At 46.1% G+C, this 17216-nt stretch carries 9 protein-coding genes; 7 read left to right on the top strand and 2 right to left on the bottom strand.

The features are described 5' to 3' along the window. Positions 1-412: 412 nt before the first annotated feature. On the top strand, positions 413-3004 hold the full coding sequence (locus K7G70_RS00045) for a TonB-dependent receptor plug domain-containing protein (protein ID WP_223786541.1): 2592 nt from the start codon (positions 413-415) through the stop codon (positions 3002-3004). Positions 3005-3336: 332 nt separating this feature from the next. Further along, positions 3337-3561 (top strand): hypothetical protein, encoded by a 225-nt coding sequence (locus tag K7G70_RS00040; RefSeq protein WP_223786540.1) that lies wholly within the window; start codon positions 3337-3339, stop codon positions 3559-3561. A 168-nt stretch (positions 3562-3729) separates the two neighbouring features. Here the strand turns inward: K7G70_RS00040 and K7G70_RS00035 are convergent, their stop codons facing one another. After that, positions 3730-6750: a VWA domain-containing protein gene (locus K7G70_RS00035; protein ID WP_223786539.1), complete on the bottom strand. Its 3021-nt coding sequence runs from the start codon at positions 6748-6750 to the stop codon at positions 3730-3732. A gap of 490 nt (positions 6751-7240) precedes the next feature. Between K7G70_RS00035 and K7G70_RS00030 the strand changes: the two genes are divergently transcribed. From K7G70_RS00030 to K7G70_RS00015, 4 genes are all read left to right on the top strand, one after another. After that, a complete protein-coding gene (locus tag K7G70_RS00030) occupies positions 7241-7849 on the top strand; it encodes a hypothetical protein (protein ID WP_223786538.1) in 609 nt (202 codons plus the stop codon). Between the two features lie 143 nt (positions 7850-7992). Then, a complete protein-coding gene (locus K7G70_RS00025) occupies positions 7993-9108 on the top strand; it encodes a hypothetical protein (protein WP_223786537.1) in 1116 nt (371 codons plus the stop codon). A gap of 192 nt (positions 9109-9300) precedes the next feature. Beyond that, the gene (locus K7G70_RS00020; RefSeq protein WP_223786536.1) at positions 9301-10536 is read left to right on the top strand and encodes a Vgb family protein; all 1236 of its coding nucleotides are present in this window, start codon (positions 9301-9303) and stop codon (positions 10534-10536) included. Positions 10537-10756: 220 nt separating this feature from the next. After that, positions 10757-12676: a zinc metalloprotease gene (locus tag K7G70_RS00015; protein WP_223786535.1), complete on the top strand. Its 1920-nt coding sequence runs from the start codon at positions 10757-10759 to the stop codon at positions 12674-12676. 385 nt (positions 12677-13061) lie between these two features. Here K7G70_RS00015 and K7G70_RS00010 read toward each other — a convergent pair whose 3' ends face one another. Beyond that, positions 13062-13649: a serine hydrolase domain-containing protein gene (locus tag K7G70_RS00010; RefSeq protein WP_223786534.1), complete on the bottom strand. Its 588-nt coding sequence runs from the start codon at positions 13647-13649 to the stop codon at positions 13062-13064. Positions 13650-13954: 305 nt separating this feature from the next. Between K7G70_RS00010 and K7G70_RS00005 the strand changes: the two genes are divergently transcribed. Then, positions 13955-15976, top strand: a complete 2022-nt coding sequence (locus K7G70_RS00005; RefSeq protein ID WP_223786533.1) for a DEAD/DEAH box helicase family protein — start codon at positions 13955-13957, stop codon at positions 15974-15976. Positions 15977-17216: the final 1240 nt, after the last annotated feature.

The following is a 17216-nucleotide window of genomic DNA, read 5'->3' as shown; positions in this document are numbered from 1 at the left end:
ATACATCAGGCAGACAGCATTCAATGGCAGTTTCATAAGTCGCCACGCGGCATCACAACACCTGCATTGTATTTTTATCAACAGCATATTTATAAAAAATTAACGCAAAATTAGCAAATTGAGTGGATTATTATCTACGAATGATTTAATATTCCTTGCATAGTATGAAAATCTTAGTATGTAATGTGTAGTACTTTGAGCCTGATTGGTTCGTCAGTACCAAGCACCCATTCTATTCATGCTTACCTATATAGATGCTGTAGCGATGTATTTTGAATGATTGAGCACCAATCGAATTTGGCTCGCATTCAAAATGGCTGCTACTGATGAAGTTTTGGATTTTGTCACCATCATGTTGAATGCAATTAATTGGCAGGTGTTGATGAATGATATTTATTTGGAGAACACATAAATGAACATAAAACGTAACCCCATTACAGATGCTGTGCAAAAAGCATTGTTGACAGGTTTTATCGCTTCTTCTGCGTTAGGAACCGTTGCACTGGCACAAGACAGTGATGATGATTCTGTCGAGGAACAAGGTAAAATCACTGTCACAGGTTCGCGCATTAAACGCTCAGACGTCGAAGGTGCACTGCCCATCACCGTCATCACCCGTGAACAAATTGAACTCAGTGGTGAGTCTAATGCCGCTGATTTTATTCGTAACTTAACATTCAACAGTGCCGGTTCTTTCAGACCTCAGTCTGGCAGTTCAGCACAAGGTGACTCAACGGTGTCTTTGCGGGCTTTGGGTGCTGGTCGTACATTGGTGCTGATCGACAACCGCCGTCTGCCGGTTTCACCATCAACCGGGTCATCACAAAACTTGAGCACCTTACCGATGGGCGCGATTGAGCGAATTGAGGTATTGACTGATGGCGCCTCTGCGATTTATGGTTCTGATGCGATCGGTGGTGTGATCAACGTGATCACCCGTGACGATTACCAAGGTGCTGAAATCATGTTAGGTGCTGCTGAGGTTTCTATCCCAGCAAACGGCGGTGAGCGTGAAGAAGGTTCAATCGTCTTTGGTGCCTCTTCTGACCGTTCCAGCTTATTGGCCGGTGTATCATGGAATGACCGTGAAATCATCTTCCAACGAGATGTGCCTTGGAGAATTCCCGGTGCTTCAGTTTTCGGTAACAGCTTCACCACCATCACCAATGGTATCGACAACAACGATTGGACTTCATTCATCACGGGTTGTGATTTCCCAGGTACCGGTTTCTTCACCACCCCCAATGTCAACTCGCCCAACGGAACGCGTTGTGCCTATGACTTCACTTTGGTGTCTGCTGACGAAGCGTCTTCAGAGAACAAATCGTTCTATGCCAAAGCCACCCATGAGGTCAATGACACTTGGGAAATTTGGGCCAATACCACGTTTTCTCAAGCAGAGTCATTTGGTCGATACGCGCCAGTGCCAGACTCATCATTCTTCTCAACACCGTTGACACCGAACAGCCCGAATAACCCAACCAACCCCAACAGCCCGTTGTATGACCCATCTTTGGGTCTGGATCCACAAGCGGTTAACTGGTGGCACCGATTCGATGCCTTGGGTAATCGAGATGACACCGTTACCAATCAAGTGCTTGATTTCTTGGTCGGTACCACCGGTCAAATTGGCAACGCTGAAGTTGAATTGGGTTTGCGTCACACGGACAACAGAACGTCAATCGTCGGTCGTAACTATTTGTTGCGTTCAGCGGCGGCCAACTTGATTGAATCAGGTGCTTACAATTTGGCTGATCCATACAACAATCCAGCCAATATTTTGAATCAAATGAGAATCACCATCTTCCGAGATGCCCGTTTCGACCAAGACGAGCTGTTCGGTTCGGTGGCGTTTGACATGTTTGACATGGACGGTGGCCCAGCTTCAATTTACTTGGGTGCAGAGCACAGACAAGAGAAATATGCTGATATTTATGACCCACAGTCTTCAGCAGGTCAAGTCGGTGGATCAGCAGGTAATTCTGCAGCGGGTACCCGTGATGTGACCGCTGTGTACTTCGAGGCTTTGTTCCCATTCATGGACAACTTGGAAGTGAACTTGGCGGGTCGTTACGATGACTACTCAGATTTCGGTGACAACTTTGCACCCAAGCTGTCTGTTCGTTACCAACCAATGGATAACTTGACGCTGCGTGCTTCTTACGGCCAAGGTTTCCGCGCACCCACTTTGGACATCTTGACCCAGCAGACCACATTTTCTGCCACCAATGTTCGTGATCCGCAATCGTGTGTGGCCCAAGGCCAGCCATCCAACTGTACCTTACAGATCAATGACTTCCAACAGGCCAACGCTTTACTCCAGCCTGAAGATTCAGACCAGTGGTCCGTTGGCATGGCATACGAGCCAGTTGATTGGTTCAACTTCACCTTGGATTACTACAACATCGAGATCTCTAACCGGATCAGACAATTCACGGCCCAAACCATTGTTAACAATGAAATCAATAATTTACCGAACCCTCCAGGTCTGTTCTGTCAACGTGCACCGTCTGGCAGCATCATTCAGTGTTTCACTGGTTTCGGTAATGACGGTGAAGTGGAAACTTCAGGTTTGGATTTGAATGCGCGATTCAACTACGAAGTTCTGGGCGGCAACATGACCACTCAATTCCAGTTGTCGCACATCCTGGACTTCTCAGTCGATGGTGGTCCAGAATTGGTTAAAACCCCAGGATTGCCTGAACAGCGTGCGATCTTGTCCAATCAATATTCTTATGGTGATTGGTCATTCGCTTATAACATCAATTACATCGGCGCCCAGGATGCAGATGCCGTCAATCCATCGGCACCCTCTTGGACCACCCATGATGTCCAAGTGAATTACCACGCCCCATGGGATGGTCGTTTCACCGTCGGTGTGCGTAACGCCGGTGAGAAATTCCCACCAGTTGGACGCGGCGCCGTAGGAAACAGAGACTACGACTTCAACCTGTATGATGGTTATGGTCGCATCACTTACTTCCGCTACACCCAGACTTTCTGATGGGTGTGAGGTAAATAAGCAACCAGTACGCTGCTGCTAAATGAACGAGGCAGCAGCGTCCTGAAACCCGGTTTGTATCATCACTTTATGGCAGTAAAATTGCCCTATTAATTGATAAATGTTCACCATACCAATTGCATCTATATTGTGACGATCAAAGTGATGATACAATTTTAATCAAACGGGTCAAAGTAACTGGAAACATCATTTTCTATCAATGACGCTGACCCCAATGATGATGCAGTGGCACCAACGGGTTTTGCACAGAGCGTGATTGAGAGCCCAAAGCATGTCCAAAAACTCAGGCTTTGAAAATCAAGGAATTCAGTCACATGAAGACCATCACAATGCTCTTTTTCAACATCGTTTTACCCATCTTCCTGGTTCTGATGGGTATTGGATTATCATTCAAAATTGATCATGGCTGGCCTGCCATATTGGGTTTTGGCGCAGCTGGCGTGATCAATCACATGGCCGTTCAAAAGGCAAAAAAAGACCGAATGAATCGAGTTGAACGAATCATAGGCAGTTTGGATCAAGAAAAAAGCAAGGATTAAACCCCGCAAGTCATTTCCACCCCTTTCTCTGGGATGGTTCTGTTTTCTTAATCAAGTCGCTCAAGGACGGGCAAAACTCACGACTCAAAAATCAATTCTGGCCCCTTGATATTCAGGCAGAAGTTCAGCGCGGTGCTGAACTTCTGCCGTCATTAAACAAGACCAATCCTACTTCCTGCGCCGCAACAGGATGATCAGGATTAAGAACAGCAACAGGGCGATGATGATCAACACCCACAGTTGTTTGATGCAACAACCATGGGGGTCATTGAGCTCTTTGTCATCGCCATCGAGAATGCCGTCGTTGTCTGAATCGACATCCTGGAAGTTGGGTTTGCCGTCGTTGTCGGTGTCAACAACCCCTTCTCTGGCATCGGGCACGTCATCACCGTCGGCATCGTCATCGCGATAATCCGGTAAACCATCCCCGTCGGTATCCACGTGGTCACCGCCCTCTATGTGGTTTGGAATGCCATCGCCATCGCAATCTGCGCTGTAACAAGGGGGCAACTCAGCGACATCGACAAAGAAGGCCGAGCGATCGGTTCGTGTAAATTCAGCCACATCGTCCAAGTCAGCGGCGGGATCGCCAAATATGGACTCGCCATCCAGTTTGCGAACATCCTCATCAACCGTGGCGGTCACCACCGCTTCATAAATACCGCGTCCGGCATAGTCATCGAAGTGGGCTGAGACGGTGCCGGTGATGAAGTGGGTGGTGAATGTCAGCGGGCTCTTGATGCCATCTGGACGCAGCACATAGCCTTGGTAATCAACGTTTTCATCCAGTGTGGTGAAATAGCTGGTTTCCAGGGTGATCAGGGTCGGCTGGCTGGTGTCCGTTGTGACGTTGGGTAAGGCATCCACATACAGATCGGGGGCAAAATTCTCCACATGGGCTTGGACAAAAGACCACTGCGGCAGGTTGTTGCCTGAGGCCACTTCAATGCGCCAAAGGCCCGCCTCAGGGGTGGGTAAGCGCACGATCGAGTAATACTTGTCGGTGGTGATGAGGGTGCTGTTGTCACTGGAATAAGTCTGTCCGCTGGGTGAGGTCAGCCGGAAGATGATGTCCCAGGTGTCCATGTCATCATTGCGACCCGACAGAAAAATGTTCAGTCGTTCTGCCGACGTTTCCACCAGAAAATCAAATGAATCAACATAGGGACTGTTGTTAGGCGGATTGGTGGCCCCATTGGTGGCTGTGGTGCCCGAAGTGACAAACGCGTTGTCCCCAAAGGCGGCCACCGAATGGGTGGTTTGTTTGTCGCGCTTGAACGGCTCGACAAAAGATTCCTGACGAGACAGGGTCAAGCTTTCTCCGCGATACCGCGCAAACAATTCGGCATAGATCGGGGGCAGTTCATCGCCGTCAGGCGCATCCAGCATTTCGCCATCGGTTTCTTGGGCCAAGCCACTTAACAGCTCGCGATCCGCGCCATCACCGACCGGGATGGAAAAAATTTGCACGCCCATATCACGCAGCCTGTCGGCGACCACCTCGGGGTCTTCACCGCGATTGTTTTCACCGTCAGACAGCAAGAAAGCAGTTCTTGAACGCACATCAAGACCGTTTTCTTCAGCGATCAAAGCCGCCCTCTGGAATTCAGTGACCGAGCTTTGTAAGGCCGTACCAATGCCGGTGTTGCCGCCATGCACCAAGTCATCCACTTTGGTTTTGAATGGATCCGCATCAGCGGCTTCCAACAACAGCATGGGCCGTTCCAGTTCAGAGGTTTCATTGAAAGAAATCAGCCCCACATCCACGCCCATGCCGGCCTGCAAATCAATGAAGGCCCTGGCCGCTGCTTTGGCAAAATCCAAGCGGGTTTCTTCGGCATCTTCGCGGATGGGCGCATCCATGCTGCCTGATCGATCTATGAACAAGATCACCTGATCTGAGCCAACGATCTTTTCGTCGAAGGTCAACTCGGCCCGACAGTTACCGGGTTGGGCTTCCACCGGGGTACCGGCTGGCACCGTCACAAAGGGGTAATTGGCTTTCAAGGTCGCCCAATCAGACTTGTTGTGTATCGCTGTTTGTTGGGTCAGTTCATAACGCTCCGTCACGGGATCCCAACGGGGAATGCAGTTACCCGCACCGTCATCGATACAGATTTTGGGGTTTTCATGAAAACCATTCACCTCATCCACATCACCAAAGGCGATGGGCACTGACAGGTCATCGGCCCCATTGGCCAAGTTTGCCAGCTCCAGGGTGAAATCAGCCGGTGTTACCGACGCCAATGGAAAGCGGTCTTTGTCATCCTCGGTGCCGCTCATCACAATTTGGGCGGTACCCAGGTCTCGGTAATCGCCAGCCGTGCCCCCATCAAACGCACCATCATCGATGGCAAAGTGGACATCCCATTCATGATCGTCGGTCTTCACCACATAGGCGTAAATGAGGTGATTGGTCGACAAGCTGTCCATCACGTTGAATTTGGTCACCACCACACTGCTTGCTTTCGCCGTGGCAAAACTGCTGTCATCAAAAGCGCCCACAGCCAGGTCCGGATCCACCGTGGCTTTGTAAACCAAATCACCGTCGTCATTGGTGGTCATGCGGCCGCACATGTAATAGGGCAAAACCCCTCGATTGAGATCGTGGTTGTCATCGACCGACAGTTCGGTCCAGCTGGAACCATGCATGATTGAACTGTTACCGGCTTCATCTTTAAGGAATGACGTGTCAGCCGGATCCGCAGTGGTTTTGAAATTCTTGCCAATACAACGGTCTTCTTCGGCATACTCATCGCCAATGCCAAACGCATGGTGCCCCAGTTCATGGGCAATGATGCGACCGATCACGTCATCTGAATACAAATTCACATGGCGTCCATCCGCCCCTAAATTGTCGCCGTTGAGATAAAAAGACACCGCGCTGCGGCCGGTTTGAGGCAACAGCCAAATGTCCCCTTTGGCTTCACTCATTGCGCCCCCGGTGATCTTGACTTCGCCAAAGCGGATCTGACCGTCAGTCACATCACAAATTTGATCCGCGGCCAAGCGCGTTTGCTCTTTTAAGCTGTCGATTTGTGCCTGCGTGGGGACGTACCGGTAGTGGAGCTCAAAATCCATGATCCCCGTTGTTTCATCAATCGACCCGCCCCCGGCATAAGCCAATTGGCTCAGACAAGCAATCAGACTGAGGCCCCAAGCCATCCAGGTTAAATGTAAGTTTTTCATGTGAATTCTCCCAATAATTGCCAAATAATTGAACATCAATCAAGGCAACCATTGGGGTTTCGATACCGCTGCCGCCTGTCGATGCGGTCAAAGAAAGGAGCCAAAGTATGGAATTAATGGTTATATAAGAAAAACTTCAACCCACTCAGCAATTCATTAACACAAACCCTTTATTCCCTTGATCTGTACCATCGTGTACTAAATATGGATTCACAGATATGGCAAATTTCTTAAACGCCTGTCAATGATTTCTTACAAGGGAGTGTGGGGAGATTGATTGGAAGGGGGGGGCAATTGGGGAAGTTTGGATTGATTCATCGAAAATCAATGTTTCTGACCCCATTGGTTTAAAGCTAGTTTTCAATTGAATCTGTCGAGGTGTTCATATATGACCCCGCAGAAATAACCCCGCAGATAAAAACCTTTTTCTTAATCAAGCCCAGAAACGTGATAAAACTTTCCACAGGTAAAAAAAACAACATGATCATCGATGGAATGGCAGTCCGCGAAAAAAATTGACCAAGCACTGTATCGGTTCATTGATCCTGAACAACCATTGCTTGAAAACGATGTGTTTCTTCCCAGCGTGGATTTTTCTGTCATCGAACTGATTTGGGTGGTGTTTTGGGTGCTGGTGTTTGCAACAGGTGTGTTGGGTATTTCATATGGGCTGATTGATCAGTGGCTGACTGCTGATCATGCCCAGTTAATGCAAGGATCAATCATCGCCTTCAATGCCTTGTTGGTGGCGGCCTGTTTATTTGGGGCCTACAAGACATGGCGTTCCTTTTATTGGAAACTGTTTCGTCGCAGACTGTTCAAAGCTGGCCGTTATCGGCACGGGCTGTTTGTGCTAGAGGATGGCTTGTTACTGCATTCGATGTCACAGATCTGCCTGATTGATAAGTCACGCATCCGCCGGCTCCATGTGGTTCACAAAGGGCGGGGTGATCCGCTGGAACTGCTCTTGATACTGCATAAAAACGGTCAAGAAAATGTACACATCAACCTGAAAATGCTGCAGCTGTCTCACACGGCAACAGAACTGGAAAGATCGTTATGCCAATGGATCAACAGCGGGGTCTGGAAGATCAATTGACCAACCTGCGGACAGGCACCGCTAAAATAAAGCTGTCATGATGCGGTCAGTCTCTTCGGGACTGGCAGCAAGTTTCGGCAAAAAGATTGTTCGTTTCACCGCCTGTGATTCGTTTTAGTGGTAAAACAGTCAGGAGAACAGTCATGAAGTCGATATTTCGATGGCTTGGTATGGGTTTGGTTTTGCTACAAGCAGCCCCGGCGCCAGCCGCCATTTTTTGTGTGACCAACAGCACCGAATTTTTGGATGCTTTGGATCAAGCCAAAAACAATGGCCAAAATGATGAAATCAGGTTAAAGCCAAACATTTACAGCAATGGCAGCACCGGTTTCATCTATTTCAACCTCGATGACAAAAACCTGTCCATATCGGGTGGTTGGCAAGGCATCAATGCCAGCAGCTGCAATACCCAGTCAACCGGTGTATACAACACTGTGTTTGATGCCAATTTCCAAGGTCCCAATTTGAGCATTGACATGCAGCAAGGTGGCCAATTGACTGTATCTGATTTGGGCTTTGTGAATGGACAGGCCCAAGTGACCAGTGGTTTGGGTAGCAGTGGAGTGGGACTGTATGTCAATGCGTTGAGTTCATTGTCTGGTGATGTGGTGATCGAACGCAACCTCTTTCAAAACAACACGGCCCAAGCCGTTGCGGCCTTGGAGGTGTTGAGAGGCCACGATTCGGTGCGGGTCCGCAACAATGTGTTTGAAGGAAACAACAGTGTGACTTCAACCGGGAACATCCGATTGAACAGTTATGGTCAAGGCGTTTATTTTGTCAACAACACCGTCATCAACAACAGCGTTGACAGCACGTTGCCACAGGCATTTTCCGGCGTGGAAGTGATCTTACAAGATGAGGCGTCAGGTCTGCTGGCCAACAACATTTTTTGGGGTCATGTCGATGCCGATTTCTTGGTTCGCCGCACCAGCAACAACACCACCGGTTTGATTTATTTATACCACAACAACTATGTCACGGGGACGGGTGAGGTGGATGATGAATTCGGTAACCTGAGCGTGGACCCGCAATTGACCGGCAGTGCCATTTTTGCCTATGTTCCAGACTTTTCATCGCCGATGTACAACGCAGGCTTGGTCAGTCCTCAGTTTGTGGTGCCCGGGGTGTTCCTTTCTGAATGGAGTTATGGCCTTGAAGACCTGATTGGCACCAATCGGGTACAAGACGGCCGGGTCGATATCGGCGCTCGGGAATCGGTTGCTGAAACCCCCATTTTTGAAGATGGGTTTGACTGAAGCCAACGGGGCAGTCATGGCTGGTAATTTGTTTCATCCGGTTTACCCTTAAATTCCAGCCAGAGAAAATCAGCAGGGTCATGTCTGAGCCTGTTGATTTTTTGCGTCATCAGCCAATCATCATTCAGTCATCAATCAAAAAAAACCACCTGTGGGTACACTGAGCCTCTTTGTTATTAACAAGGTGGGCAAGTGACCAAATTAACCTATGTGATGATTTTTGCCATGGCCAGTGGTTCGGCATGGGCACAAATCAATGAAATCATGGATGCCGCTGGTGATGGCATGGGACAAGCGCTGGAATTTCCGCGTGCTGTGGTGGTTGACAGTCAGGGCCGTGTTTACGTGGCTGGCATGGATTCGAACAACGTGTTTCGATTGGACACCGCAAGCCCCTGCAACACCAGCAGCCAACCGTGTCAATGGACAGAAATCATGGACAGCAGCGCCGCCGGGGTGCCCGGCCAAAGCCTGTTGGCGCCCCACGCGTTGGCCGTGGACGACCTGGACAACCTGTATGTGGCTGGACGGTTCAGTGACAATGTGTGGCGCATCAACAACCCACAAAATTGCAGCACCAGCAGCACACCTTGTGACATCCACGAAATCATCAACATCGATGGGGATGGGACCCATGAAATGGACGGTCCTTTTGATGTGGTGGTGGATCCCATGAACCACGTGTATGTGGCTGGCACCTCATCCAACAATGTGTTCCGCTTGGCCGCATCTGACAGCTGCAGCACCGGTGGCACACCTTGTGACATCACCGAGATCGTTGACGGCACGGGCGATGGCAGCAACAACTTTTTTCAACCCGGCGCTTTGGCCATCGACCCCATGGGTCATGTTTACAGCAGCAATTTCGGTGACAACGTGTTCAAAATCGAACTGCCTGGCGATTGCAACACCACCGCCGGTGACTGTGTGGTGACCGAAATCATGAATGAGGATGATTTTGGCACGTTGGACCTGGGTAACGGCCTGGTTGCCGACAGCCTGGGTCATGTGTATGTCAGTTCGCTGGGCTCGGGCGTTGGGCCGAAAGTGTATCAAATCGATGTGTCACAAAGCTGTGGTACGTCGGGTGCCGGTTGTGCCATCACAGAAATCTTCAGCAGCACCAGTCCACAACAAGTCTTTGCCTTGGCCATTGATGCCGCCGACAACGTCTATCTGGCTGGCGGCAATGGGGACAACGCCTTCCGCATAGACCGGCCTGAGGATTGCAATGCCCTCACCGATCCGTGCCAAATCACCAGCCTGATTGATGCGACGGGTGATGGCAGCGCCATGCTATCCGGTGCCCGCGAACTGGCGGTTGGGGGTCGGGACGTGTATGTCTTGGGCGCCGACTCAGACAACGCCTTTCGCCTCCATGGCGTGGCCGATTTGTCAGACCTGATTTTCGAAGATGATTTTGAGTGAACCGGGCGCAGCTTTGGGTGTATTCATTGGTGGCCATGCTGCGATGGAGTCAATGACCCTGAAACAATGACCCTGGATCTATGACCCTGAATCTTTGAACTTGCCCCCATTGATTGATCCCATGTGGTTGTCATTGAAGAAAAAAAATGGGCGTTATGTCGTAACACTGTTTAGCAAATACTTTTAATGAGGAGTTTTTATGTTTAAGTTTCGCAAGAATATGGTTTTTTTAGGTACCCTGTTGATGGCACAGGACGTCAGTTCCTATTGCGTCGACCCTGACAGGGCTGAATTTGACCCAGGCCCCATTCCAGTTTATATCAGCAGTGGCATTTCTACGGGTGTCAGGAACATTGGTTTGCAGTATGATTTTGATGCCAATGTGGACAATGATGACAGCAACAACTACGAGATAGAAAGGCGTTGGGTACAAGCGGCCATCGAAGTGATCAACAGTTCTGGCTCTGGCGCCCCGCCCTTGTATTATGCAGGGCTGACCAATCAATTGGCACCTAACTATTCTTTTAATGATTTAGAACCAGGTATTACCATAGCCAGCTGGAGCTGCGCGACCCAACCTGGGAACAGCATTGCTGGACAAACTCCCAATGGCAATAAGTCACTGATCCGTTTCAATCGAGGCGGATCCAAAAGTTGTTCTGCCACTTGTGACTGGGATAACGACCCACACGGCTGCCACGACAGCTGGTATGTCGATCCTGATCAGCGGGTTTCTCTGGGAACTGAGCACGATTTTTTGGGTGTTTTGGTGCATGAATTGGTCCATTCACTGGGCCTTGGCCACAGCAACGAGCCTGAAAACACATGGAATTTACACTGTGAAAACCCCTATCCCGGCGAAGTGGCTGCATCTGTCATGAACACGGCTTATAAAAAAGACTGGCGGCACGCTTTGCGTCGAGATGACATTGAGGGGCTGCGAGCGATTCATGGAAAACCCAATCGCACCATCCATGCACGCAATCTGGATACCATGTTCTCTGCTGCGTCACCTCAACGAGAAGCCTGGACTGATGCGCTGCCCTTGGGAGAGAAATTGATCACCAATACCCCTGTGGCGCTGTCCAGCACCGCAGACAACAGTTCACCTTACCTGCTGGCTGGTTATACCAGGGGAAAAAGTGATCGATTCCGTTTTTTCAGCGGGCATTGGTATGGCTGGGATATCGGACCTGAAGGCAATGGTTACAAAGTACCTTCAGACATTGGAGATAAAGTGAAATCCTTTCAACCGGTTGCGGTGGCTTATGGTTCACCGAGATCCTATGCCGGTACGGAACGAAAACTGTTTGCCTGGGTGGGCGGTATCAACACAGCAACCGAACAAACGGATGAACATCAGGTGCGTATGCGTTGGCGTGTGCAAAAAGGCGACTCCTGGTTAAGCAGCCAATCCAGCGAAAAAACCCATTACACCAACTTGAGTACGGCTTATGACCCTTCCACTGATCGATTTATTTTGGCCTACCTGGATAACAAAGATTCCAACAACGCAGAAGACATGCATGTATACATCCAAACCATCAATGCCTGGAGTGGCGAGAAAAGCTGCTTAACGGTTTTGGACTCCTTGACCGGCATTCACCCATACAAGATTGGCGACATGAGCTGCGACTATTACAACAGCAGTCACAGCACCCAATGCACCATCCCGATCAGCGACCTGTCCAATGAGGGTCCGCACCTACAATTCATCCAGGGTCAAATTGGTCCGTTACCTGTCTCAGGACAACAAACCAATCACATGTGTTTTCAGTTGAATGAAGAAGAGCCCATATGGGATTTTCCGCAGTTGATTTTTAATGATAGTGCGGAGTATGTGAACAGTTTTGGCGACATTGGTTCAGCCACCCGCGGTTATGATTCGATTGGCCCCATTGGACCAGGTAGTTTCAATCTGATTGGATACAGTGACATATTGGTCACCCACATGAATGGCGACAGCGCCGATGGTTCCTACCAAACCTTTATCCTTTCAACAGATGCCAACGGCATCAACGGAATCCTTGATCATGGAACGGATATATACACCAACTACTGGCCACTGAGGGTAGGCAGCATGTCATGGGCCAGCCAAGCGTCAGGCCGGGCCAAGTGGCGGGCGATCACCTACCAATGATTTGAGATTAACCAAAAATGGGGCCAGAGAAGTTGATTTTTAAAGAAACTGATTTTTAAAATCATTAAACTTCCTGTCCCCACCATTGGGCAAAGGATTGCCCCTGCTGCCAGTATGTTCTTCGGTTGGTGTATGGAAATCATGTCAGTGACTCTGATCCCGCTGATTTATGCCGATTCTGCCCGTACACGTCATACCGGCGTAGGCCGGATTAAATGGCAGGATTTCCATTGAACCATGCGCAGCACCCGTAGGGATGTTGACATGGATGTCAACAGATACATCCAGTGTCTTTGGTCCAAGTTTAAATGAAGTATCAGTCTTCAAAAAAGGGCTGAGCCCGTCCCACATGATTCTGATCCCTCAATTCGAAAATTGGAACCAATCAGTGACTCTGACCCCATTGATTTACTCCTGGTTTTGAATTGAATGATGTCTTTGGTATGGATAACAAAATTTTATCTTGCCACCCTTCAATGGGACCCTTGGCGGCGTCTTTTAACTTGGGTTCTCTGGCCAAGCCAGATGTGTGGCTGGCCAACTGTTTGAAGGTTATTTTTGTCGAATCTGAATATCCGTCCAGCTGTCGTATTTCTGGTAAGTATTTCTCAATGGGGTCATTGAGATCAATGATTCCATCTTGAACCAATTGCATCATGAGAAATGCAGTGAATGATTTTGATATTGAACCAGTTCGATAAATGGTTTCAGAGTCAGCCGCGATGTTCTTGGCTTTATCTGAAGGCACATAAGCTTTTGACCATATGATTTGATTTCCTTTGACAATAACAGCAGAGATGCTCCCATTGATGTGGTCATCAGACAAATCCTTTTGAAGCTGGCGGTCAAATTCATTAATTACTGCCTGGAGTGGAGTTTCATGTTTTATATCATTGCTTAATGGGTTGCTGTAAATTTCTATAGAAATAAGCATGAATACCATTGATACACTGATGATCATCTTCGTTTTCAAGGCAACTCCTCATTAAACTAATCAATTTATTATGAGCGCATTAATGCTCATTGAAAAGTAAAAACCAGCTCAATTTCTTAAGCCGTTCTTGCTGTTGGGCGCCTATTCCTTGGTGCCTTTCTGGAAGAAGGCAAGGACATGCACCTCATTAGGCGGAAATGCAAATCAAGGATCAGAGTCGTTGAAAGTCAATAAAATTCAACGTCTCTGACCAAGGTGATTGAGTTTCTGTAGAGAAGGAATACTTTTCTTAGATTTAATGTGTTATACTTGGCCAATGTTGAATAAAGTTGATTAATATAAAAATGAAAGATTACCTTACTATTAAAGAAGCTTCTGATTATATTGGTGTGTCAACACAAACTCTTCGTCGTTGGGATAAGGCTGGAAAACTAAAGTCTATCCGGAATAATTCTAACGGGTATCGTTATTACAGCAGATCAGATCTGGATCCCTACAGAATTGATTATCAAGCAGCACAAACAGATCGATTAAGTCATTTAGATTTCTTTCAATCATCAATTGCAGATGTTGAAGGCAACAGTCTATTGCGGGATCCACAAAAAGACTCTCATCGTAAAGTTAGAGAGTATTTCTCATCAAATACAGATGGTCATGCAATATTGCAAATTCCTGTTGGTTGTGGCAAAACTGGTGTGATAGCTACATTGCCATTTGGAATAGCAAAAGGTCGAGTTTTAGTAATTGCACCTAATCTTGAAATTCGAAAAGGAATTGCAAATGCGTTAGATATTGCTAATCCAAACAATTTTTGGCGTAAAACAGGAGTTCTTTCTTCATTTGATAAGGGTCCATTTTGTGCAGTATTGGACGGGTTAGATGCTAACTTGCATGATTGTAATGATAGCCACTTTGTTATTGCAAATATTCAACAGCTAGCTAGTTCAGCTGACAGGTGGCTTCCACAGTTTCCACCAAACTATTTCGACATGATTCTAGTTGATGAAGGACATCACAATGTTGCTAATAGTTGGACTCGTGTATTTGAAAAATTTCCGAATGCAAAAGTTGTAAGCTTGACAGCCACACCTTTTCGGAGTGATGGTGCTAGACCAGCTGGAGATGTCATTTATCGATACTCATTTACTAAAGCAATGCTCAATGGGTATATAAAACAAATTCATTCTCGAAACTTTGCGCCCTCCGAGTTGTACTTTACATTTAATGAAGATGCTAAAAAGCATACGCTTGATGAAGTACTTGAACTCCGTGAAGAAGCATGGTTTAGAAAAAGTGTGGCTCTATCACCAGAATGTAACAGGCACATTGTTGATGCAAGCCTAAAATATTTGATTGAATTGAGAGAGCGTACTGGATTTAATCATCAAATTATTGCTGTAGCGTGTTCTGTAGATCATGCAAGGCAAGTAAGGTCTCTTTATGAGGAAAGGGGGATCAAAGCAGCTGAGATACACAGCAAAATGGAGAGAGAAAAGCAGGATGTCGTACTCGAAAAACTACGAATTGGTAAGCTTGATTGTATTGTTCAAGTACAAATGTTAGGTGAAGGTTTTGATCATCCACCTTTGAGCATTGCAGCAATTTTTCGACCTTTTAGGTCATTATCTCCTTATATCCAATTTGTTGGTAGAGCGATGCGGTCAGTACAAGAAGGAAAGGTTGATCATCCAGATAATAATGCTTACATAGTCTCACATGTTGGGCTAAACAATGATGAACACTGGGAGGACTTTAGAGAAATAGACTTGGACGACCAAGAAATGATTCGAATGTGGTTATCAAAGAAATCTAATGATGAGAGTATTCAAGGAAAAGGGGTGGCCCGCCGGTTTGATCAAACCACACTAGTTGAAAATGAAGTAATTGGTGAATTTCTCGAAAAATCCTTCCTAGATCCAGAAGATGATCGTGTGTTAGATGAGATTTTGAGTAAAGAAATAGCTGGTGGAATAACTTTAGGGAGTTTGCTAAGCAAGAGTCAATTACGTCAAAAGTTAAGGATGGTACAAAGCGATAAACAGAAAGAACTTGTCGCAGTCCCGGTTTCACCACAAAGAAGAAGAATAGAGGCTAGAAAAAGGCTTAATGAACGTAGTAAATCTGTTGGAAATCGGGTTCTTTCAGATTTGGGTTATTCGCATGTAGGTCATAACATAGATAAAATGCAGCCTAACACGCGAGCAATTGCTGGCTTGATGGCGCAGGCAGTTAATAAATACTTAAATATTGGATCAGGTCAAAGAGATACGATTTCTTATGAACAGGCTGAAGAAGCATTAAGGAATCTTGACAAAATAGGAGATCAGGTACGTAATTCAATAATGGATAAAGGAGAAAGCTCATAATGTCCAAAATTCGAGATATATTAATTCATGTTCATGTTGAAGAGGCAATGAGAACAAGAAAGTGTAGCAGGAATAAAAAAATTACTATCCCTAAAGGTGAAAAATGTTTGGTTGTGAAAACTGGGTCAATGAATTCTCCCAAGAGTTATAGTTGTGAGAACGCTCGTCCAATGTTGGATCAAGCTTGGAATAAATTAAAAAAGGTCTATGAATCATTAGGATTGAAGCCACCGAAATATTAAATATTAGTCGGGCAAAAGATCTAATATTTCGGTGAAAACAAGTAGGCTGAAGTCACAAAGTTTATTAATTTAATTTTTTACATTTAGATTTGCATTGAGGAAATTTTTAGATTTGGTTTAATATGATTATTGTTTATTAAATGCCAAATATAATTTTGAGTCTTTGTAAATATTCAGAAAAATCATCAGGAGATAATGTATATCCCAGCCTATCATTGAATACTTCAAATGTAACTAAATTTACATTTGTCTCAAAAAACCTAATAAAGGTTTTATTAGAAATAGATTTAACTATATCTTTATCTAAAATATCTATTAGTTCTGAAGGAATCTTATTTGAATTCCAAGAAGCTCTCATCAAATAAACTTTATCTGATTCATACGCTATGCCCAGTTTATTTATGATTTCAGTATATTCATTTATGGGTGATTTAATTTTTTGCTTAAGAGACTTATATGCTTCTAAGTATCCACAAAACAGGTCATATATAAGATTAATTATCGATATTTCTTCTTTCTCTAAAATTTCTTTTTTAACAACTGAGTTCCATTTAAATTTATTATCTGAATCTAATAACTTTTGGGAATTTAGAGTCAGTTGAAGTTCGTTACTTGAAATATCAGTATAAATGTAAGTGATAGGTAAATTCTTGTGGTTAACAAAGCCTCTAAATTGATAGCAAAACCGATATGCAAAATGATTGTCATAGATGTTAGAGAAAGTTTCATCAATCTCTTCTTTCAGATTTTCGTCAAAGTGTTTTTCACAAATTCCAATTACGTTATTGTAAAAAACATATACTCCAGAAACGGCGTTAATTAGTTTGTAATTTAAATACCTTATGATTCCTTCTTTTTCGAAATCAGTTAATACCTTTTTGTTAATGACATTTGGTTTAATAAAGTTTGAATCGCCCCGGGTTTGTCGGAGACTAAATAGTTTGAGAGAATTAGTCTATGAATACACGAATCCGTTACGCCCCCGAGGTGAAAGAACG

The organism is Marinicella meishanensis, from assembly GCF_019931145.1.
Lineage (GTDB): Bacteria > Pseudomonadota > Gammaproteobacteria > Xanthomonadales > Marinicellaceae > Marinicella > Marinicella meishanensis.
Note: the sequence above shows the minus strand (reverse complement) of the source record. Positions and strands in the feature narration are given on the sequence as shown.

Excerpts from the sequence above, each read along its gene's own strand:
- K7G70_RS00045 (WP_223786541.1), top strand. The coding sequence starts at position 413 with ATGAACATAAAACGTAACCCCATTACAGATGCTGTGCAAAAAGCATTG.
- K7G70_RS00040 (WP_223786540.1), top strand. The coding sequence starts at position 3,337 with ATGAAGACCATCACAATGCTCTTTTTCAACATCGTTTTACCCATCTTC.
- K7G70_RS00035 (WP_223786539.1), bottom strand. The coding sequence starts at position 6,750 with ATGAAAAACTTACATTTAACCTGGATGGCTTGGGGCCTCAGTCTGATT.
- K7G70_RS00030 (WP_223786538.1), top strand. The coding sequence starts at position 7,241 with ATGGAATGGCAGTCCGCGAAAAAAATTGACCAAGCACTGTATCGGTTC.
- K7G70_RS00025 (WP_223786537.1), top strand. The coding sequence starts at position 7,993 with ATGAAGTCGATATTTCGATGGCTTGGTATGGGTTTGGTTTTGCTACAA.
- K7G70_RS00015 (WP_223786535.1), top strand. The coding sequence starts at position 10,757 with ATGGTTTTTTTAGGTACCCTGTTGATGGCACAGGACGTCAGTTCCTAT.
- K7G70_RS00005 (WP_223786533.1), top strand. The coding sequence starts at position 13,955 with ATGAAAGATTACCTTACTATTAAAGAAGCTTCTGATTATATTGGTGTG.